This window comes from Bacteroides sp. 41_26 (assembly GCF_949740115.1).
In the GTDB taxonomy this organism is placed as follows: Bacteria; Bacteroidota; Bacteroidia; order Bacteroidales; family Bacteroidaceae; genus Bacteroides; species Bacteroides nordii.
In genome coordinates this window covers 55,909-77,971 of sequence record NZ_CATJGZ010000052.1, presented here as the reverse complement: position 1 = coordinate 77,971, position 22,063 = coordinate 55,909, and the positions used below count along the sequence as shown (strand labels likewise).

12 protein-coding genes are annotated in these 22,063 nt (G+C 40.4%); 8 read left to right on the top strand and 4 right to left on the bottom strand.

Annotation, left to right across the window (positions count from 1 at the left end):
- Nucleotides 1–15 precede the first annotated feature (15 nt).
- Both pulA and QX565_RS03715 read left to right on the top strand, forming a co-directional pair.
- Nucleotides 16–2,013 (top strand): type I pullulanase, encoded by a 1,998-nt coding sequence (pulA, locus tag QX565_RS03720; RefSeq protein ID WP_289291428.1) that lies wholly within the window; start codon nucleotides 16–18, stop codon nucleotides 2,011–2,013.
- A gap of 5 nt (nucleotides 2,014–2,018) precedes the next feature.
- Nucleotides 2,019–3,473: an ATP-binding cassette domain-containing protein gene (locus QX565_RS03715; RefSeq protein WP_289291336.1), complete on the top strand. Its 1,455-nt coding sequence runs from the start codon at nucleotides 2,019–2,021 to the stop codon at nucleotides 3,471–3,473.
- Nucleotides 3,474–3,602: 129 nt separating this feature from the next.
- Here QX565_RS03715 and QX565_RS03710 read toward each other — a convergent pair whose 3' ends face one another.
- Complete coding sequence (locus tag QX565_RS03710; protein ID WP_289291426.1) at nucleotides 3,603–5,423, bottom strand: PAS domain-containing sensor histidine kinase; 1,821 nt, start codon at nucleotides 5,421–5,423, stop codon at nucleotides 3,603–3,605.
- Nucleotides 5,424–5,635: 212 nt separating this feature from the next.
- Here QX565_RS03710 and gpmA point away from each other — a divergent pair, with 212 nt between their 5' ends.
- Together gpmA and QX565_RS03700 are read left to right on the top strand one after the other, a co-directional pair.
- On the top strand, nucleotides 5,636–6,382 hold the full coding sequence (gene gpmA / locus QX565_RS03705; protein ID WP_289291334.1) for a 2,3-diphosphoglycerate-dependent phosphoglycerate mutase: 747 nt from the start codon (nucleotides 5,636–5,638) through the stop codon (nucleotides 6,380–6,382).
- 52 nt (nucleotides 6,383–6,434) lie between these two features.
- Nucleotides 6,435–7,487, top strand: coding sequence for a class I fructose-bisphosphate aldolase (locus tag QX565_RS03700; RefSeq protein WP_007486405.1), 1,053 nt, complete (start codon nucleotides 6,435–6,437; stop codon nucleotides 7,485–7,487).
- Nucleotides 7,488–7,585: 98 nt separating this feature from the next.
- On the opposite strand, the gene QX565_RS03695 is transcribed toward QX565_RS03700, so the two are convergent.
- On the bottom strand, nucleotides 7,586–10,030 hold the full coding sequence (locus QX565_RS03695; RefSeq protein ID WP_289291331.1) for a glycoside hydrolase family 95 protein: 2,445 nt from the start codon (nucleotides 10,028–10,030) through the stop codon (nucleotides 7,586–7,588).
- 215 nt (nucleotides 10,031–10,245) lie between these two features.
- On the opposite strand from QX565_RS03695, the gene QX565_RS03690 reads away from it, so the two are divergent.
- Both QX565_RS03690 and QX565_RS03685 read left to right on the top strand, forming a co-directional pair.
- Complete coding sequence (locus QX565_RS03690) at nucleotides 10,246–11,697, top strand: arylsulfatase (protein WP_221649803.1); 1,452 nt, start codon at nucleotides 10,246–10,248, stop codon at nucleotides 11,695–11,697.
- Nucleotides 11,698–11,763: 66 nt separating this feature from the next.
- Entirely contained in the window at nucleotides 11,764–15,705 is a 3,942-nt protein-coding gene (locus QX565_RS03685; RefSeq protein WP_289291329.1) for a response regulator, read from the top strand.
- Here the strand turns inward: QX565_RS03685 and QX565_RS03680 are convergent.
- Both QX565_RS03680 and fsa read right to left on the bottom strand, forming a co-directional pair.
- Nucleotides 15,702–16,868, bottom strand: a complete 1,167-nt coding sequence (locus QX565_RS03680) for a mechanosensitive ion channel family protein (protein WP_007486414.1) — start codon at nucleotides 16,866–16,868, stop codon at nucleotides 15,702–15,704. The two genes, QX565_RS03685 and QX565_RS03680, sit on opposite strands and share 4 nt — an antisense overlap.
- 280 nt (nucleotides 16,869–17,148) lie before the next feature.
- On the bottom strand, nucleotides 17,149–17,805 hold the full coding sequence (fsa, locus tag QX565_RS03675; protein ID WP_289291326.1) for a fructose-6-phosphate aldolase: 657 nt from the start codon (nucleotides 17,803–17,805) through the stop codon (nucleotides 17,149–17,151).
- 224 nt (nucleotides 17,806–18,029) lie between these two features.
- Between fsa and QX565_RS03670 the strand changes: the two genes are divergently transcribed.
- Together QX565_RS03670 and QX565_RS03665 are read left to right on the top strand one after the other, a co-directional pair.
- Nucleotides 18,030–19,574 (top strand): sulfatase family protein, encoded by a 1,545-nt coding sequence (locus QX565_RS03670; RefSeq protein WP_195448894.1) that lies wholly within the window; start codon nucleotides 18,030–18,032, stop codon nucleotides 19,572–19,574.
- A gap of 788 nt (nucleotides 19,575–20,362) precedes the next feature.
- A complete protein-coding gene (locus tag QX565_RS03665) occupies nucleotides 20,363–21,505 on the top strand; it encodes an OmpA family protein (protein WP_289291323.1) in 1,143 nt (380 codons plus the stop codon).
- The last annotated feature ends 558 nt before the right edge of the window (nucleotides 21,506–22,063 follow it).

Here is a 22,063-nt window from a genome sequence, read left to right as displayed (position 1 = left end):
TATATTAAGGATGCTATGAAGTTTAATTATCTGGCAATAATTGGAGTGACAACAGTTGTGGCAATGAGTTGTACTCCTGCAAAAAAGGAATATACTTCTTATGAACTGTACCCCGTACGTTCGGGAAATCTGACGGAGATGGAATATACACCTGCTGCTACAAAGTTTTCTCTTTGGGCTCCAACCGCAGATGAAGTACGGTTGATGTTGTTTGAGGCCGGAGAAGGTGGGCATGCTTATGAAACAGTGCCATTAGTATCGGGCGAAGAAGGTACCTGGACGGTTACAGTGGATAAGGACTTACTGGGGAAATTTTATACTTTCAATGTGAAAGTGAATGATAAGTGGTTGGGTGATACACCTGGAATCAATGCCAAAGCAGTAGGGGTGAATGGTAAACGTGCTGCAATTATCAATATGAGGGATACCGACCCTGAAGGATGGGATACAGATACCCGTCCGGAATTAAAGTCACCGGCAGATATTATTCTTTATGAGATGCATCACCGGGATTTTTCAGTAGATTCTGCTTCGGGTATAAAGAACAAGGGAAAATTCCTTGCATTGACAGAGCGTGGTACAATGAATCCTGATAAATTGTTGACGGGAATAGATCATTTGATAGAGTTGGGAGTGACACATGTACACCTGTTGCCATCTTATGATTATGCTTCCGTGGATGAAACAAAGCTGAACGAGAATAAATATAACTGGGGATATGATCCTCAGAACTATAATGTACCGGACGGTTCATACTCTACTGATCCATACAATCCAGCTGTACGTATCAAGGAATTCAAACAGATGGTGCAGGCTCTGCACAAAGCAGGTATCCGTGTAGTACTTGATGTGGTGTACAATCATACATTCAACACGGCCGACAGTAACTTTGAACGTACTGCGCCTGGCTATTTTTATCGTCATAAGGAAGACGGAACATTGGCCAATGGTTCCGGTTGCGGGAATGAGACTGCAAGTGACCGTGCTATGATGCGTAAGTATATGATTGAATCGGTATTGTACTGGATTAATGAATATCATATCGATGGTTTTCGTTTTGACCTGATGGGAATCCACGATATAGAGACAATGAACGAGATTCGTAAAGCGGTGGATAAGGTAGATCCTTCTATTTATATATATGGAGAAGGATGGGCAGCAGAAGCTCCTAAATATCTGGCTGATTCGTTGGCTATGAAGGCAAATGTGCATGAGATGCCAGGCATTGCTGCATTCTCAGATGAATTACGCGATGGGTTGAGAGGGCCGTTCAATGATAACCATAAAGGTGCATTCCTCGCTGGGCTACCCGGAGGAGAAGAAAGTCTGAAATTTGGTATCGTGGGAGCTATCCAACATCCGCAAATTAATTATGATTCGGTGAATTATAGTAAGGCACCGTGGGCATTACAGCCTACTCAAATGATTAGCTATGTATCTTGTCACGATGATATGTGTCTGGTAGATCGTTTGAAATCAAGCGTCCCGGAAATCACTCCGGATTTATTGGCACGTCTGGACAAGCTGGCTCAGACAGTAGTATTTACTTCACAAGGTGTGCCTTTTATTCAGGCAGGCGAAGAAGTCATGCGTGATAAAAAGGGAGTACACAATAGTTATGAGAGTCCGGATTCTATTAATGCTATCGACTGGAAACGCAAAACAACAAATAACGATGTGTTTACGTACTACAAACGGTTGATAGACTTACGCAAATCACATCCTGCTTTTCGTATGGGAGATGCTGATCTGGTACGTAAGCATCTGGAATTTATTCCTGTAGAAGGTAGTAACCTGGTGGCATTCCGTTTGAAAGATTATGCTAACGGAGATAAATGGGAAGAGATTGTTGTGGCCTATAATTCACGTAATACTCCGGCGAAGTTGACGGTACCGGAAGGTAAATATACAGTACTTTGCCGTGATGGAGCAATTGATAGCCGTGGTATGGGAATGTTGTACGGACCAGAAATTACTGTTCCTGCACAGTCGGCATTGATAATGTATAAATAAAACAGATGATACAGAATACTATTAGTATAGCGGGGGGCGTAACACGCAACCCGCTTATTCGTTTGGCACAACCGGTAACGGTGGCACTGTCAGCAGGAGAACATGTTGCTGTGGTGGGACCTAATGGAGGTGGAAAGAGTTTGTTGGTGGATACGCTTTTGGGAAAGTATCCGCTAAAGGAAGGAAGTTTAGTGTACGACTTCTCCCCGTCTGTTACCAATACGGTATATGACAATGTAAAATATATTGCTTTTCGTGATACTTATGGGGCAGCGGATGCTAATTATTACTATCAGCAGCGTTGGAATGCGCACGATCAGGATGATGCACCCGAAGTTCGTGAAATGTTGGGAGAGATAAAAGATGAGGCTCTGAAACAGGAACTGTTTGAACTGTTTCGCATTGAACCGATGCTGGATAAAAAGATAATTCTGCTTTCGAGTGGGGAATTAAGAAAATTTCAGCTGACAAAAGCGTTGCTTACTTCTCCACGGGTACTTGTTATGGATAATCCTTTTATAGGATTGGATGCACCTACGCGTGAACTGCTTTTCAGTCTGCTCGAACGTCTTACGAAGTTGTCGTCTGTACAGATCGTTCTCATACTATCAATGTTGGACGATGTGCCTTCATTTATAACTCATGTTATTCCTGTAGATCATTTGACTGTGTATGATAAAATACCTCGTGAAGACTATTTGGAGAGATATCGCGAACATGTGATGGAAGAACCGTTCACAGAACTACAGCAACGTATTATTGATTTACCTTACGAAAGTACGAATTATGATTCGGAAGAGGTCGTAAGATTAAACAAAGTCAGTATTCGTTATGGAGACCGTATCATTCTTAAGGAGCTTGACTGGGTTGTACGTCGGGGTGAAAAATGGGCGCTCAGTGGAGAGAATGGTGCAGGAAAGTCTACTTTGCTCAGTCTTGTTTGTGCCGACAATCCGCAATCGTATGCTTGCGATATCAGCTTGTTTGGGCGTAAACGCGGTACGGGAGAAAGTATTTGGGAGATAAAAAAGCACATTGGTTATGTGAGTCCTGAAATGCACCGGGCTTATTTGAAAAATCTGCCTACTATTGAGATTGTGGCAAGCGGATTGCATGATAGTATCGGACTTTATAAACGTCCGCAGCAGAAGCAGATAGCGATATGTGAGTGGTGGATGGATATTTTCGGCATTGTCCGGTTAAAAGATAAACCTTTCCTACAGTTATCGAGTGGTGAACAACGCTTGGCATTATTGGCACGTGCATTTGTTAAGGATCCTGAGCTACTGATTCTGGATGAGCCACTTCATGGACTCGATACATTTAATCGCCGGCGAGTGAAGACGGTGATTGAAGCTTTTTGCCGTCGGCGGGACAAAACGATGATCATGGTGACACATTATGAATCTGAGTTACCGGATGTAATTTCAAATCGTATTTTCTTGAAAAGAAATAGATAAGAGCAAGGTTTTATTTTTAATTATTCAAGTTATAAATGAAATTTTAGTGGATAGAAGAGCAATGTTTACCTTCTTTCAGGTATGATGGACATTTGCAACCTCTATCCACTAAAATATGACGAGCGTTATTTAGTTTAATGGGTGAGTGAACCAAAAACAGGAGCCTTTACCCGGTTCTGATTCAAGACCAATTTTACCACCCAATTGTGTGGCAATGCTTTGACAGATAGAAAGTCCTAAACCAGTACCCGGAATAAAATAGTTGAGTTTAACGAAACGTTCGAATACTTCTTCTTGTTTTTCCGGTTCAATTCCGATGCCTGTATCTATTACATAGAACTTTACTTCTTTCTCATGAATTTCATATCCTAAAGTAATACTTCCCTCAGAGGTGAATTTCATAGCGTTGGTTACGAAATTCATTAATACCTGATGTATCCTGTTTTTGTCACTTATAATGTGTAGTTTCGGTAAGTTTGGGGCGATACGTAATTCTACATTCTCTTCAGCCCTGATTCGCAATGTACTTATCAGATCCGTACAGAGTTGTCGTATTTCCATTTTTCCCGGACACATTTCAACGGTACCCGATTCTATTTTGGAGAGGTCAAGAATATCTGAAATTAACTGTAATAGTAGTCGGTTGTTCTCTTCTATGATGTCTACATATTGTTTTTTTTCTTCCGGACTGGTAGCTTCTTGCAGTAAACTTGAAAAACCTATAATTGCATTTAGAGGTGTACGTATTTCGTGGCTCATATTGGCAAGGAAGGCTGATTTCAGATGGTCAGACTCTTCTGCTTTTTCTTTGGCCTTAGTAAGTTTCATTTCAGTTTCTTTGAGCTCGGTAATATCAAAGTTAATGCATAACATTTCAATGATATTATCCTGTGGACGATAATTCCTGACAAGAACATTCACGCGTGTCCATGTGTAATGTCCGTCTTCCCGGCGAATACGGACATCCCGGCATAGTTTTGAAGCAGTACCTTTCACTACATCATCAAGGAAGTTGATCATTACGGCACGGTCTTCAGGATGAAAATGAGAATGGATACCGATAATTTGTGTTAGTGGCGTACCTTCTTTTTCTCCTACATTCCGAAACCAGCTTTTGAGTGCGTAGCCGTCCCGGCTTAGTCCGTCAAAATGTGCATAACCTACTTTGGCATAATCGCCCACAAGATCAAAAAAGCTTTTAAACTCCTGGATTTTATTATATGCCATTGTATCTTCGGTCTTATCTGCATTGATTAACAGGAAGTTGGTGGGACTCCCGTTATTATCATACAAAGTAGTAACCTTTGTCATTAAATCTATTGTACCTTGAGTTTGCAGAGATTTATAATATCCATTCAATTTGGAGAAGTCGTAGCGATATGTAACATCAGCGTCTTCATGATTTCTTACTTTTTCTTTTATCTCTTCCGGAAAGATGGGATTATCGAAAATATTAACTCCCAGAACATGCTGTTTATCGGGGATATGAAATAAATCTAACTCCTTCTTATTGAGGTCTATCAGATAACCCTCTTTATTGTATAGTTCGATTCCTACCGGAAGATTTTTATAAATATTATGCAGAATGCGTTCGCTATACTTTAGTGCCTGATAGGCAGTAGTCATATTAGGCCCGTCTTGTGCCTCGGCGATACCATATATTTTTGTATTCCCCTCTTCATCAGTCTCCTCAAAACATTTTTTACTACGTATCCACACACTGCCTTTGGGGGTATTAAGAAGATATACTTCTTCAATCGTTTGCTGTATTTCAATGGAAGAAAGTGGACTGGTATGATTTTGGTCTTCTTTTAAAATGCGTTTGTTGAAATCTTCAAAACTGATGATTCCGTCACTGTCGAGTCCTAGTAAGTTGGAAATGAATTCGGAGCAGACATAACTTTCTGTTTTTAAATCGGCTTCCCACCATCCCATATTTGCTTTGTTCATCAGTTTAAAGATAAATTCGCTGTCTGACTGTTTGTTTGTATTCAAAGTGGTATCTTTTTATTCGGTATTTTTTAACGCTGTAAAAATACGCATTTGAATTGAGAAAGAGAATAATAAATCAGTATTTTTGGGTATTGACAACTTTATCTCTTATTGTGAACTTTGCTCTTGCTAAAAGTGTTGTATACTAAAATAGAAAGGAGTAATGACAGATGAAAAAAATAGTTTTGCTTCGCCACGGAGAAAGTGCGTGGAATAAAGAGAATCGTTTCACTGGATGGACAGATGTAGATCTTACAGAGAAAGGTATTACTGAAGCCAACAGAGCAGGTGAGTTGTTGAAAGAAAATGGTTTTAATTTTGATAAAGCCTACACTTCTTATCTTAAACGGGCAGTGAAAACATTGAATTGCGCATTAGATAAGTTGGATCAGGACTGGATTCCGGTGGAGAAAACCTGGCGCTTGAATGAGAAACATTATGGTGCATTGCAAGGATTGAACAAAGCCGAAACAGCTGCTAAATATGGTGATGAACAAGTATTGGTCTGGCGTCGTAGCTATGATGTGGCTCCTCATGCTTTGGCAGAAGATGATTCGCGCAATCCTCGTTTTGAAAATCGTTATAAGGAAGTTCCTGATACCGAATTACCCCGTACGGAGTCTCTTAAAGAAACCATTGAGCGTATTATGCCTTACTGGAAGTGTATCATTTTTCCAAATCTGAAAACTGCTGATCAGTTACTTGTTGTAGCTCATGGAAACAGTTTACGGGGGATTATCAAACATCTGAAACATATCTCTGATGAAGATATTGTGAATTTAAATCTTCCGACAGCAGTGCCTTATGTTTTCGAGTTCGACGATGATCTCAATCTGGTGAATGATTATTTTCTGGGTGATCCTGAAGAGATAAAAAAACTGATGGAAGCAGTGGCTAATCAGGGCAAGAAAAAGTAGTTGGGATACTAACTTTCAACTACTGGTTTTATTAATTTTAAAAAACAACATTATGAGTAAAATAACAGATTTATTGGGTGACAAGGCTGCATATTACCTTGACCATACTTGCAAGACTATAGATAAATCGATGATTCATATCCCTTCTTCCGAAACGATTGATCGTATTTGGATAGATTCTGACCGTAATATACAGACTTTACGTAGTTTACAAACGATTCTCGGACATGGTCGTCTGGCCAATACCGGTTATGTTTCTATTCTTCCTGTTGATCAGGATATTGAACATACAGCGGGAGCTTCTTTTGCTCCGAATCCGATTTATTTCGATCCGGAGAACATTGTGAAACTGGCTATTGAAGGAGGATGTAACGCCGTAGCTTCTACCTTTGGTATATTGGGTGCTGTGGCACGTAAGTATGCACATAAGATTCCTTTTGTGGTGAAGTTGAATCATAACGAGTTGTTAAGTTATCCTACTACGTATGATCAGGTACTGTTTGGCACTGTGAAAGAAGCGTGGGAAATGGGGGCTGTAGCTGTAGGTGCTACTATTTATTTTGGTTCTGAGCAGAGCCGCCGTCAATTGGTGGAGATAGCCGAAGCGTTTGATTACGCCCATGAATTAGGTATGGCAACTATCTTGTGGTGTTATTTGCGTAATAGCGATTTCAAGAAAGATGGTGTGGATTATCATGCTGCTGCTGACCTTACCGGACAGGCTGACCGTCTTGGTGTGACTATCAAAGCTGATATTGTAAAACAGAAACTTCCTGTAAACAATGGTGGCTTTACTGCTATTGGTTTTGGTAAAACAGACGAACGTATGTATACACAGTTAGCTTCGGAACATCCTATTGATCTTTGCCGTTATCAGGTAGCCAATGGCTATATGGGACGCGTTGGATTAATAAATTCCGGTGGAGAATCTCATGGCTCTTCCGATTTAAGAGATGCCGTAGTTACAGCTGTTGTTAATAAACGCGCCGGAGGTATGGGGCTGATTAGTGGACGTAAAGCTTTCCAGAAACCGATGAATAAAGGTGTCGAATTATTGAATGCCATTCAGGATGTTTATCTTGATCCGGCGGTGACGATAGCGTGATAAATAGTGATGAGTGATTAGTGATGAGTGATTAGTGCCATGCGGCATAATAGCGCAGCCACTCATCACTCATCACTCATCACTCATCACTTCACTCATCACTCCCTCCTAATTTTCCCCCCTTCTCCTACAATTTTGTAGCTCTGTCCTTTCTGAGTTTTGAATGAGAGAGTTTGGTCACCATATTTAATAGTACAAGGTGCCCCGGCTTTTGATGTGACAGTTGCTTCTTTTAGTTGGTTATTTTCCCAGGCGATAGAGACTTCAAAATTACCTTTGGCACAAATGCCATTGATTGAACCTTCTTTCCAGGCATCAGGAAGTGCCGGCAACAATTGAATAAATCCCATATGGCTTTGTAACAACATCTCTGTAATGCCTGCTGTCCCTCCGAAGTTTCCATCAATCTGGAAGGGAGCATGGGTATCCCACAAATTGTCCAAAGTTCCGTTCTTTAATAAATTTCCGAATAACATATAGGCGTGATTTCCATCTTGTAACCTTGCCCATTGATTTAACTTCCATCCCATACTCCAACCGGTAGCACCGTCACCCCGGTGTTGCAATACCACCTTGGCAGCCTGAGCCAATTCCGGAGTTGTAATGGGAGATAGAGTATGTCCCGGGTGTAACCCGAATAAGTGGTTAACGTGGCGGTGCTTGTCGTTAGGATCATCAATATCTACTGACCACTCCATCAGTTGTCCGTATCGTCCAATCTGATAAGGAGCCAGGTTCTTTAATATATTTTCCCATTGTTTGCGTTCTTTTGCGTCTACTCCTAATATCTTACTTGCTGAAATGGCATCTAAAAGGATTTCCCGTACGACCGCATGTACGAAGGTAGCCCCCTGATCCACCGGACCATGTTCTGGAGAAGTAGAAGGGGTTGCTGTATATGTTCCATCCGGTTTATGCCACAAGTAGTCAGCAGTGAACTGTGCACTACTTTTTATCAATGGATATCCTATTTCTGAAAGAAATTTTTTGTCACGCGTATAATCATAATATTCCCAAATGTGTGTAGCCAGCCAGGGACCGGCCATTGGGTTGAAGTTCCACTCCATCTGTTCACTGGATAGGGGAGCGGTGAATCCAAAGATATTTGCAGAAATAGAAGCCGTCCACCCACGCGCATTAAAATACGCTTTTGCTGTTTTTTCTCCGGGTTTCACTAATCCACGTATAAAGTCAATTAAAGGTAACATGCATTCGTCCAGATTGGTGGAGCAGGCAGGCCAGTAGTTCATCTGGATGTTAATGTTGTTATGATAATCTACTCTCCATGGGCCATCCAGGTTATTGTGCCATATGCCTTGCAGGTTTGCCGGCATATTTCCGGGACGTGAACTGGCTATTAGCAGATAACGTCCGTATTGATAATAAAGTTGTTCTAAATAATAGTCCGGAGTTCCCTGGCGATAGTGCTTCAGCCGTTGATCAGTAGGCAGGTCTGCAATGGGCACTTGAGGGTTCAGGCTCAATTTTACACGGTTGAAGAGTGCAGTATAGTCATTTTGGTGGCGAAGGTAAAGTGCTTCGTAAGTCTTTGCTTCCACTTGCTTCATCATGTTCCGGGTAGTTTCTGACGGGTTATTTCCCACATACGTTTCCGGAGTGTTGAAGTCCGGGTTATAGTTCATTTTATAATCCGTATCGGCTGTGAGTAGAAACACAACTTCGTTTGCATCTTTTATCACGAGTTTTCCGTTTTCAACTCTTACTGTTCCTCCTTTGTTTATGGCGCGGAACCGAAGCGCAAACTTCATTTGATTGTTATTTAGCTTTCCGGCGTAGTAAAGACCGTTTGTTCCATCTGCTTCTATCTTTCCTTGTGCCTCAGTATTGGGGCTGTAGCTGAATGTGAGATTTTGCATTCCCGGTTTGTCCGCGGTAAATCTCATCACCATCACACTGTCCGGATAAGAGATAAAATAGTTTCTTTGATATTGAATTCCGTCTTTAAGGAAACAGACTGTTGCCATGGCTGAATCCAATGACAAAATACGTTTGTAATCACTCATGCCGATTTCACTTAATCCGGTTTCCACATATACCTCTCCCATGGTAGTGAACGAGCCGAAACGGAAGGGAGTCTCGTCCTTTTCTTCATAAGCTGCCAGACCATTAAAATTTTTACGGGTCAGTATCTCTGCCCGTTTTTGGTCACCATCTGTGAATGCCTGGCGTATTTCTCTTAATATTGGTGCCGATTGTTTATTTACATTCCAATAATAGTCTGCTCCGCCGGAAGTATTTGGTCCACCCTTCCATAGGGTCTTTTCGTTTAATGTAATACGTTCGGCAGCAATAGAACCCATAATGTTGGCTCCAAGACTACCATTTCCCAAAGGCAGTGAACTTGTTTCCCAGGCTTTATCCGGGTTTTCACCTTTACCATCGGCTCTTTGCCAGATAGCACGTCCGTCAAGGTTGTTGGGAGTATCAAACCAGATGGAAAGAGAGGGAGTGTTATCCGGCTTCTCTGCGCGGGCACCTACAATGAATAGGGCAGCTAGAATAGATAAATAGAGCTTTTTCATATAAATATGATTAATAATTTAGCAAAGATGATTGTTCAATTGTAATAATAACGTGTGATTTATTTTCTTAGTATCAGGTTTTCTTTGAAAAACGGATAATAAAATCCGGATTGGACGACTTTAGACAAATTCGAACATATCAAAAGACAAAAATGGAAAAGCCTTTTCATGGAAAACCTTATCTTTGTGACGAGAATCTTAAATATTAGTACATAATGAGAAACAAAATTTTATACGGAAGCGTATTACTTATCGGTTTTTCCGGAATTCAACCGGGCTTTGCACAGAAAAAGAAATCAAAAACTTCCCAACGTCCTAATGTTGTTTTTATTCTGGCTGATGACCTGGGTTATGGTGATCTGAGCTGTTACGGGCAAGAAAAATTTGATACTCCCAATATCGATCTGTTAGCTCAGAATGGAATGCGTTTCACGCAATGTTATTCCGGTACAACGGTCAGTGCTCCTTCACGATCATGCCTGTTGACAGGTACTCATAGCGGTCATACGGCTATCCGGGGGAATAAGGAATTGAATCCCGAAGGGCAGTTTCCTTTACCGGCAGACTCCCGTACTATTTTTCATTTATTCAAAGATGCAGGTTATGAAACCGGTACGTTTGGTAAGTGGGGGTTGGGATTCGTAGGTTCCACAGGTGACCCCAATAAACAAGGTGTCGATCATTTTTATGGTTATAACTGTCAGTTACTGGCTCATAGTTATTACCCCGATCATTTATGGGAAAACGATCAACGTATTGAACTCAAAGATAATGTGTTGGAAGTGGAATATGGCAAAGGAACCTATTCTCAGGATTTGATTCATTCTAAAGCACTTTCTTTTTTAGATAACAGGAAGCAGGAAGAACCTTTCTTCTTATTTTATCCTACTATCATTCCACATGCCGAACTGATTGTACCCGAAGATAGTATTATAAATAAATTTCGTGGTAAATTTCCGGAGGTTCCATACAAAGGCTTTGAACCCGGAAGTCCTGCATTTCGTAAAGGAGGATATTGTACCCAACTCAATCCCCGTGCTACATTTGCTGCAATGATTTACCGGCTCGATGTATACGTTGGTCAATTGGTACAAAAGCTGAAGGATAAAGGAATATACGATAATACGATTATTATCTTCGCCAGTGATAACGGGCCTCATAGAGAAGGGGGAGCCGATCCGGATTTCTTTAATAGTAACGGTATCTGGCGTGGCTATAAGCGCGATTTGTATGAGGGAGGAATTCGTGTTCCTATGATCATTTCCTGGCCGGGACATATCCAGGCGGGTACGGAAACAAATTTTATGTGTTCTTTTTGGGATCTTATGCCTACTTTTGAAGAGCTTTTGAATCCAAAAGCTGCTATCAAAGAGATGGATGGTGTGAGCATGCTTCCTTTGCTTGAAAATAGAAAAGGGCAGAAAGAGCATGAATACCTGTATTTCGAGTTTCAGGAACTGAATGGGCGTCAGGCGGTACGTAAAGGGTCGTGGAAATTAGTGCATATGAATATCCGTGGTGAAAAGCCATATTATGAACTTTATAATCTGGCGTCAGATCCTTCTGAGAAGTATAATCTACTGAATAAATATCCGGAAAAGGCAGAAGAATTGAAAGCTATCATGTTGGAAGCTCATACGGATGATCCGAACTGGCCGCTCTTTTAATACTCTTTTTTTGGTAGAAGAGAAAGAAACGTTTATTTTTGCCCTGATCACATACGAATCTTACTTATGAAAATATCTAATAACTTTCGTCTCTTTTGTTTGATAATAGGCTTGTTTCTTTATTCTAATAATCTGAAAGCCAGTCATTATTATTTCAAACAGATATCCTTAAATGAGGGTTTACCCTCTACGGTGCGGTGTATTTATGCCGAAAAGAAAGGATTTGTATGGATCGGGACAAAAGCTGGTTTGGGGCGTTTCGACGGGCATGAGTTAAAACGTTATATACATCAGTCTGACAATCCCAATTCATTACCTCATAATCATGTTCATCAGATCATGGAGGACAGTCTGCATAACATTTGGATTATGACAGATAAAGGAATAGCCCGTTACCGACGCAAAAGCGATGATTTTGATGTTATTAAAAACCGGAACAATCAGAATATAATAGTTAATGCTTCATGTAGAATAAATCAGGGGATCTTGTTTGGTGCACGAAATAAAATCTACTTTTATAGCTATAAAGATGATTCCTTCACTCTTCTTCAGGATTTTACTTCCGATACTCAATTCTCCATTTCGTTTATTGGCATGTGGGATGCAGAAACACTGCTTTGTGCCAGTCGCTGGCAAGGTGTCTTACTGCTTAATCTCCGTTCCGGGCAAGTAACTTCTCCTCCTTTTGATTGTGGCAAGGAGATTATGGAAATAATGATAGACTCCCGGCAGCGTATTTGGGTGGCTCCCTATAATAATGGAATCCGGTGTTTCTCAAAAGACGGTACTTTACTGGCCTCTTATACAACTCAGAATTCTCAGCTCAATAACGATGTTGTTCTATGTATGACCGAAAGAGATGATCATCTCTGGATAGGGACCGATGGGGGAGGAATTAATATATTAGATCCCGAATCAAAAGAAATGTCTATTCTTGAGCATATTCCCGGTAATAGCTATTCCCTGCCTGTAAATTCTATTTTATATCTGCACAATGATGTCAATAATAATATGTGGGCAGGTAGTATCCGGGGTGGTCTGATCAATATTCGTGAAATATCGATGAAAACCTATACGGATGTAGTACCAGGGAATGATGACGGGTTAAGTGATAATGCTGTTCTTAGTTTATACCAGGATTCTGTATCCGATGATATATGGATTGGTACGGATGGAGGTGGGTTGAACAGATTAAATCCTGAATCAGAGAAATTCCGGCATTATCCTACTACCTGGAAGGCTAAGGTTGCCTCTGTTACCGGCTATACGTCTAATGAATTGTTACTTTCTCTTTTCTCCAAAGGATTATTTGTCTTTAACAAATCGACGGGAACTCTCAAACCGTTGGTCATTGACAACGAAGAAATAAACAATCTGCTCCGGTATAGTGGGAAGACAGTAAATGTTTGTCAGGTATCTTCGGGTTCTGTGCTATTGCTTGGCTCTCATATTTACCGGTATGATATCGCTTCCGGAAAGGTTGAAGCAGCTATCGAAGAGGAAGGAAGTGATTTGGTTGGGACAATTCTTCCGGTAGCTCATGAAGCAGATGTAAGTTATTTTTGTGATTTGAGACGGATTTATGTATTAAATCACTCTACTAATAAGCTACATACGGTGTATACCTGTGGCAAAGATACGCTTATCAATGCCGTATCACGGGACGAACGCGGTGTCTTCTGGATTGGCAGCAACCAGGGGTTGAGCAGTTATAACCCGGCAACCCGTCAGTACAATCATTTACCTACCTCGCTTTTTGGTGAGATCACCTCCATAATGTGTGATCAGAGAGGTAAAATATGGATAGGTGCGGACAATATGTTGTTTGCATGGCTTGTCAATGAAAAGAGGTTTATTCTGTTTGGTGAGTCGGACGGAGTTTTTATAAACGAATATTTGTCTAAACCCAGATTGATTTCTACCCGGGGAAATATTTATATGGGTGGCATCAGAGGACTGTTGAGGATAGACAAGAATTTGCCGGTAGAAAGTTCAGAGTATCCACAAATGCAGTTGACGGATGTACTGATTAACGGAGAGTCGGTAAATGATGCGTTAAGTGCAAATCCCACCGGTATTTCCGTATCCTGGAGCAGTAAGTCTATTGCGGTTCGTGTAATGTCTTGTGAGAAAGATATTTTCCGTCAGAAAATATATCGTTACCAGATTGTCGGATTGAATAACCAGTACATTGATTCCTATAGTTCGGAGTTAGTCATTCGTTCGTTACCTCCCGGAGATTATCGGATTATGGCTTCATGTAGTACAAAAGACGGAAACTGGACTCCTTTACAACAAGTTTTGAGCTTGACCATATTACCACCGTGGTATCAGACGTGGTGGTTTATCCTATGTTGTATATTACTTGTATCCGGCGTTATTATTCAGGTTTTTCTGGTCACTATGCGCCGTAAAGAAAACAAGCTAAAGTGGGCGATGAAGGAGCATGAAAAGCAAATGTATGAAGAAAAAGTACGTTTTCTTATTAATATCAGTCATGAGCTCCGTACACCATTGACATTGATACATGCACCACTCAATCGTATTTTGAAATCTTTGGCACCTACAGATTCCAATTATGTTCCGCTTAAAGGAATTTACAGGCAGTCACAGCGTATGAGAGACTTACTTAACATGGTGTTGGATTTACGAAAAATGGAGGTTGGAGTCAGTAAGTTGCAGGTCTACCCACAGCAGTTGAATGATTGGGTATTAGAGGTTTCTGCCGATTTTATAAGTGAAGGAGAAGCACGGAACGTACATATACGCTATCAGTTGGATGAACAGATTACAGTGGTTAGTTTTGACAGGGAGAAATGTGAGATCATCCTTACCAATTTATTGATTAATGCCTTAAAACATAGTCCGGAGGGTGGTGAAATTTTGATTCAAACGGAACTTCTGCCGGATGAGCAGTCGGTTCGCGTTTCCGTATCCGATCAGGGCTGTGGATTGAAGCAGGTAAATATACGTAAACTCTTCACCCGATTCTACCAGGGAAGTGGTGAAAGGAATGGTACGGGCATTGGTTTGTCTTATTCTAAAATATTGGCAGAGTTGCATGGAGGTAGTATTGGTGCCAGAGACAATGATACAGCAGGTGCCACTTTTTTCTTTGAACTTCCGCTTCAGGTAGTATCAGAAGAGATTATTTGTCAGCCCAAAGCCTATCTGAACGAATTGATAACGGATGATAACGAAGAAAAGAATACAGAAACAAATACTTTCCAAACGAAGGATTATTCATTGCTTGTAGTAGATGATAATCAGGATTTGATTGATTTCCTGAGAGATACGATGAAAGTACACTTCAAGCAAGTATATACTGCTGCAGATGGTGTAGAGGCTTTGGAAATCGTTCGGAAGTACCAGCCCGACATTGTAGTCAGTGATGTGATGATGCCACGTATGAACGGATATGAACTCTGTAAACAGATAAAAGAGAATATTGACATCAGCCATATACCGGTTATTTTGCTCACTGCACGTGATGACGAACAAAGTCAGTTGCACGGATACAAGATTGGCGCAGATGGTTATCTGACCAAACCGTTTGAGGAAGAAATGTTGTTGGAACTGATTCGCAGTCGTTTGCGCAACAGAGAGCAAACTAAAGTACGTTATCTCAATGCAGGATTATTGCCGGCACCGGAGGAAAGTACTTTCAGCCAGGCAGATGAAACTTTCCTTCTGAAGCTGAATAAAGTTATTGTAGAAAATCTGGATAGTTCAGTACTGGATATTGCATTTCTCTGTAAAGAGATGTATATGAGTCGCGCTACATTGTATAATAAGCTGAAAGCCTTGACGGATATGGGAGCCAATGATTACATCAATAAGTTCAGACTGGAAAGGGCGATACAGCTTATTACTACTACTGACCTCAACTTTACAGAGATAGCAGAGCGTACTGGATTCTCTACCTCACGTTATTTTAGTACAGCGTTCAAGCAATACACAGGAGAGACACCTACTCAGTATAAAGAGAGCCATAAGCGGACCTCTTAATCTGAATATTGATATACTTTGAGTTCAAACTTCGGAACCATTGCGAGCAGATGGTCGAAGATATCAGACTGGATTCGTTCATATTCTTTCCATATCTTGTTGCGGGAAAAGAAGTATACCTGGATGGGTACACCATATTCGGTTGCTTCTTTCTGGCTGATAATCAGGTCCAGGTCCTGATTGACTACAGGCAGGCTGCATAGATAACGTTCTATGTAGACGCGGTAAACTTGTGAGTTTGTAGGTATTACCCCTTCCTCCGGTTGGTAGTCGGCCAATAAAGGAATCTCTTTCCGAAAGTTATCCAGCATTTCCGGGGTACAGAACTTCAGAGTGGTGAGGTCGAGTGTGATATTCTTCATAACACGCCGTCCACCCGATTCTACCATTCCACGCCAGTTTTGGAACGGGTTACTCACCAAGCTGTATGGAGGAACTGTAGAGATCGTATTGTCGAAATTCTGAATTTTTACAGTATTTAATGTGATTTCCTGCACCACTCCATTGGCATTTCCTGAAGGGAGAGTGATCCAGTCGCCCAGACGTACCATATCGTTGGCAGAAAGCTGAATACCTGCTACAAAACCAAGAATTGTATCTTTAAATACCAACATTAGAATGGCTGCCGAAGCACCTAATCCGGCAAACAGGCTGGCAGGAGATTTATTAACGAGGATAGCAATCATGATAATACCACCAACGAAGAAGAGAAGAACCTGTAATACTTGGATGAAGCCTTTCATCGGACGGTTTTTCGCTGTCGCCTTCTCTGTATATACATCCAGTATCATTAGCAGAACCCCGTTCAGAGCGAGCAACAAAGACATGATAATGTAAATAGCACATATCTTTTGCGAAATGAGCAGTAACTCTTTTCCTCTGACGAAAGCCATCGGAAGCATTACATATATCAATATGCCTGGAATGGTATGTATGAGGTTATGAAATACACGTCGTTTCATCAATAATGTATTCCATACATGCGGAGAGTGCTTGGTGTACTTCTTCATCCCGCCAACAAAAATACTTTGGCAGAGATAATCAAGCCCCACAGCAATACAAATCATTAAAACAGCGATAATAGCCTCATCGAAAGTGTTAGCTATCTTTGGGTCTACTCCCCATCCGATGAGAATCTTATTCATCCAATTTCCTAAGTCCATAGTTATATCTTGTTTTTATAAGTATAACGGCAGACTCAGGAAATTGTTTACCCCGGATTTTTAGAGCCTGTTTAAATTTTGCTCAGCATTGTTTTGAGAGTTATTTTTGAGGATGTTTTTCTGTTTTTATGAGGAGCATAGCGGGCTATGTGATGACTATACCTTAATGAAATGATCAAAAGAGGTTTTGTGCGAAGCTAATAAAAACGGGAAAACAGACCGAAAATAAACTCAAAAGAAGCTGAAGAAAAAACTTTTGAGGAAAATTTTAAATAGGCTCTTATCCGTTTACCTTTTTATAGTCCTCCAGAAACTTTTTGAGTCCGGAATCTGTCAATGGATGGTTAAGCAACCCCTTGATGGCGCTTAGCGGACAAGTGGCTACATCTGCACCGGCCTCTACACAGTCCATAATATTTTTTGTACTGCGTATCGAAGCAGCCAGTACCTGAGTTTTATAGTTATAAAATCTGTACATTCGTACGATTTCGGCAACTAAGCCTACGCCATCTTCACAAATATCATCCAGCCGACCAACAAAGGGAGATACGTAGGTAGCTCCTGCTTTGGCTGCCAATAGTGCCTGCCCGGTAGAGAAGACCAGTGTACAGTTGGTACGGATACCCTTTTCTGTAAAATATTTAATAGCCTTAATACCTTCGGCAATACAAGGCACTTTTACTACAATATGCGGATTGAGTGCTGCAAGTTCTTCACCTTCGCGAATCATTCCTTCGTAATCGGTGGCTATCACTTCCGCACTTACATCACCGCCTACAATATTGCATATTTCAACATAATGTTTACGTTGATTTTCGGAACCTTTGATTCCTTCCTTTGCCATGAGCGAAGGATTGGTAGTAACTCCGTCGAGCACTCCGAGTGCATATGCCTCGCGTATCTGCTCCAGATTGGCTGTGTCGATAAAAAATTTCATAACTTATATAGTTTTAGTGGTTAACTATCTAACGTCCAAAGATAAGTATTTGTTTATCCATTTCCAAGATTATCAAAAACAACCTTTCTCTGTTTCCAAATTTGTCTATCAATATGTCCATAAACGTCTTTTTTTTCATTGTACGGAAAAAGTATTGACTGATATAGGATGTAAATCTCTTTGTAAATGACGATATTTGTTTCGGAATCTAATATTAATTAATTATGGAAAAAAGATATTTTGTACTTCCTCTTGTTTTAACCCCTTGTCTGGCTCAACAGATTGTTGCGCAAAATAACGAACCTCAGCGTCCCAATGTCGTTTTTATTTATGCCGATGATATTGGTTTCGGTGATTTCAGTTGTAATGGTGCAAAAACGATCCACACTCCTAATGTAGATCGTGCTGCTGCTCAAGGTGTGCGTTTCACCAATGCACATAGCGCGGCGGCTACGAGTACACCTTCCCGTTATGCTATGCTTACGGGCGAATATGCCTGGCGTAAAGCCGGAACAGGTATTGCCGATGGTGACGCTGCTTCAATCATCCGTCCGGAGCGTTATACTATGCCGGATATGTTCAAGCAAAGCGGCTATGCAACCGGAGTGGTAGGTAAATGGCATCTTGGCCTGGGAGATAAGGGAGGCGAACAGGATTGGAATAAACCCTTGAAACCGGGTACCAATGATATTGGTTTTGACTATTCGTTTATTATGGCTGCCACCGGTGATCGTGTGCCTTGTGTATTTGTAGAAAACGATCAGGTGATCAATATTGATCCTGCCGATCCTATCCAGGTGAGTTACAAAAAGAACTTCCCGGGTGAACCTACCGGTAAGAATAATCCGGAGTTGTTGGTTATGCACCCTTCGCACGGGCATGATATGAGCATTGTCAACGGGATTTCCCGTATCGGGTTTATGAAAGGTGGAAAGTCGGCACTTTGGAAAGATGATAAAATAGCCGAAACACTGACCGGGAAAGCCGTATCTTTTATTGAAAAGCACAAAGATGCTCCCTTCTTTCTTTATTTTGCCACACAAGATGCTCATGTACCTCGTGTTCCCGGAGCACAATTCGTAGGTAAGAGTGGCATGGGGCCTCGTGGCGATTGTTTATTGGAATTTGACTGGAGTGTGGGTGAAATTCTGAATACTCTTGAAGAGTTGGGATTGGATAAGAACACATTGGTCATTATTTCCAGTGATAATGGTCCTGTGGTTGATGACGGTTATAAAGATCAGGCCGTAGAACTATTGGGCGATCATAAACCCGGAGGTGAATATCGGGGTGGTAAATACAGTATTTATGAAGCCGGAACACGTGTTCCCTGTATTTGGAGATGGCCGGGACAGATTAAGCCGGGAGTATCCGACGCATTGCTTTGCCAGATTGACTGGTTTGCTACCTTTGCCCAGATGCTGAATCAGTCTCTTCCCGAAGGTGCAGCACCGGACAGTCGTCCAATGAAAGCTGCCTGGATGGGAAAAGAGAAAAAAGGACGTGACTATCTGGTGTTGCAGAATGCACAAAACAACCTCTCTATTACAGACGGGCGTTGGAAATATGTTCGTCCCGGTCAGGGCCCTGCTTATAATAAGACTGTGAATATCGAATTAGGTAACAGTATGGAACCACAATTGTATGATCTGAAAAAGGATGTCGGTGAAAAGAATAATCTGGCAAAAGAGCAGCCCAAACGCGTACAACAGTTAAGTACTGAATTGGAAAAGGTGGTAGATGGGCGATATGGGTTGCCGCTGTACTGAGATTGCTATTGATTTGAATAAAACACACCTTTAATAAAAAGGCTTCCATACGTTGGGAGCCTTTTTATTTTTTCTAAAATTTTGTTTCAATGTATTGTTATAAAATTATTGTTGAAAATAATTAGAGAAGTTACTTAGTTGCTAAAAAAGTAAGTATGGATTTTTATATAAACAAGATATAAAGTGATATTTGAATGTTGTGGTTAGTCTAAATTATTGATTATCAACTGAAATAAAGGCGCTGTTTCATTGGATTCAAGAGTGTACACTTTTTATTGTGTTAATTGTACATTTTTGCTATGTGAAAGTGTACAAGTTTGTGTAGCAAAAGTGTACATTCTTGCATAACAAAAGTAATTGTTAATATCGAGTGTTAATAATGTGTTTTATTTTAACCGATAATTTATTAAAGAACTATAACTTTAACCAGTGTTTGATAGATAGTTGATTCATCACAAATCATGATTAAATACAAGTAGAAATAAGTATTCTTGCAGTACAGAAGGTTGATTCTGTATCTTCTTAAAACAAAATAGTTGTTAATTTCATTTTAATACCCTGAACTAAAATTAAATATATTATGTTCTTTAATATGAAAACGATATTGAATATTGTTTTAAATATTGAATTAAAAAGAAAGTTTAGTCTCTTAATTTGAAACAATGTATCTGCTTGATAATGTTTTGGATACATGAATTATAAATATATGGACTTTACTTTCATAAATAAACTTTCAACATGAAATGTATGATATGTTTATTTTATAACCAACTTAACGCATTTTAATTATGAAAAAATTTATTATTGTATCTGCTTTTGTACTGGGAGCATTTACTGCAAATGCTCAAACAGGCGAGACTGCTCTTCAGGGAACTAAATTTGGTGATAACTGGTCTATAGGAATTAATGCTGGTGCTGTGACCCCTCTGACTCACAGTTCATTCTTTAAAGATGCCCGTCCGGCTTTCGGATTCGGAATAACTAAGCAACTTACGCCTGTCTTCGGTTTGGGTATTCAGGGTATGGGATATGTGAACACGACCCAAAGTAAGACAGCATTCGATGCTTCTGATGTCAGCTTGTTAGGTAAAGTCAATTTGATGAATTTGTTTGGAGGATATCAGGGAACTCCCCGTCTATTTGAGATTGAAGCTTTGGCTGGTATGGGCTGGCTGCATTATTATATGAACGGCCCTGGAGATCAGAATTCCTGGTCTACTCGTTTCGGCATGAATTTAAACTTCAATTTAGGAGAGACTAAGGCATGGACATTAGGAGTAAGACCAGTTATTGTATATGATATGGAAGGCGATTTTAATACAGCAAAGAGCCGCTTTAACGTAAATAACGCTGCTTTTGAACTGACAGCCGGAATCACTTACCATTTTATGACAAGTAACGGGACACATCATTTTACGAAAGTCAAACCTTATGATCCTGCTGAGATAGCCGATCTGAATTCTGCTATTAATGATCTTCGTTCACAGGTAAACAACAAGGATAACCAGTTAATCAATGCCAACCAGCAGGTCAACGAGTTACAAAGTGAGCTGAATGAATGTCGCAATAAGGTTGTTCCTGTTGAAACGGTTGTAAAGACCAACCGGATTCCTGAATCTATCATTACTTTCCGACAGGGTAAATCAGTCGTTGATGCATCGCAGTTACCCAATGTAGAACGAGTAGCTTCTTATATGAATAAGCATGTGAATACAACTGTCGTTATCAAAGGATATGCTTCTCCTGAAGGAAATCTGGCATTCAATGAGAAACTGGCAAAAGCACGTGCCGAAGCTATTAAGACTATTTTGGTGAAAAAGTATAAGATTGATGCTGCACGAATTACGGCCGAAGGTCAGGGGATTGGTGATATGTTCTCAGAACCGGACTGGAATCGCGTAAGTATCTGTACGATTGATGAATCAAAATAATCTCTGAAAAGGAAGATTACATAAAGCTGTATAAACTTTAGATATACTATTATTTTGTTTGGAATCTATCTATTCTCCTGACAGGTGAATAACGAAAATAGATGCAACAAGAAAATTAATTATGCAAAAGAGTGCAAAAAAATACATCTTGTTTCGTATATTTTGATTCTATTTGAATATATATTCTACTTATCCCGGTGTCATATCTCTCTTATGATGTCGGGATAAGTTTTTTCCTCTACGAGGAACGATTCGAAACTCTACGGAGATCACCCCGATGCTCTACGGGAAAAGTTTATTTGTCCTCAAAAGAGGCTCTTTTTTGCTGGTTGCCCTCGGTATGTGTATAAGTGGAAAATAGCAAGATGGTTGATATGTAAATTGTTTGCAAATAAAATGTAATAAAAATAGACGATATACATAGTATATTAACACGAAGTGAAATATGATACAAACTATCTGAATTATCTAACCGGGAAAATACGGGTATTTTTTACACTACCCCATACTTATGCCTTAAATATCTTATTTTACAGGATTAAGAATATCATTTTGACA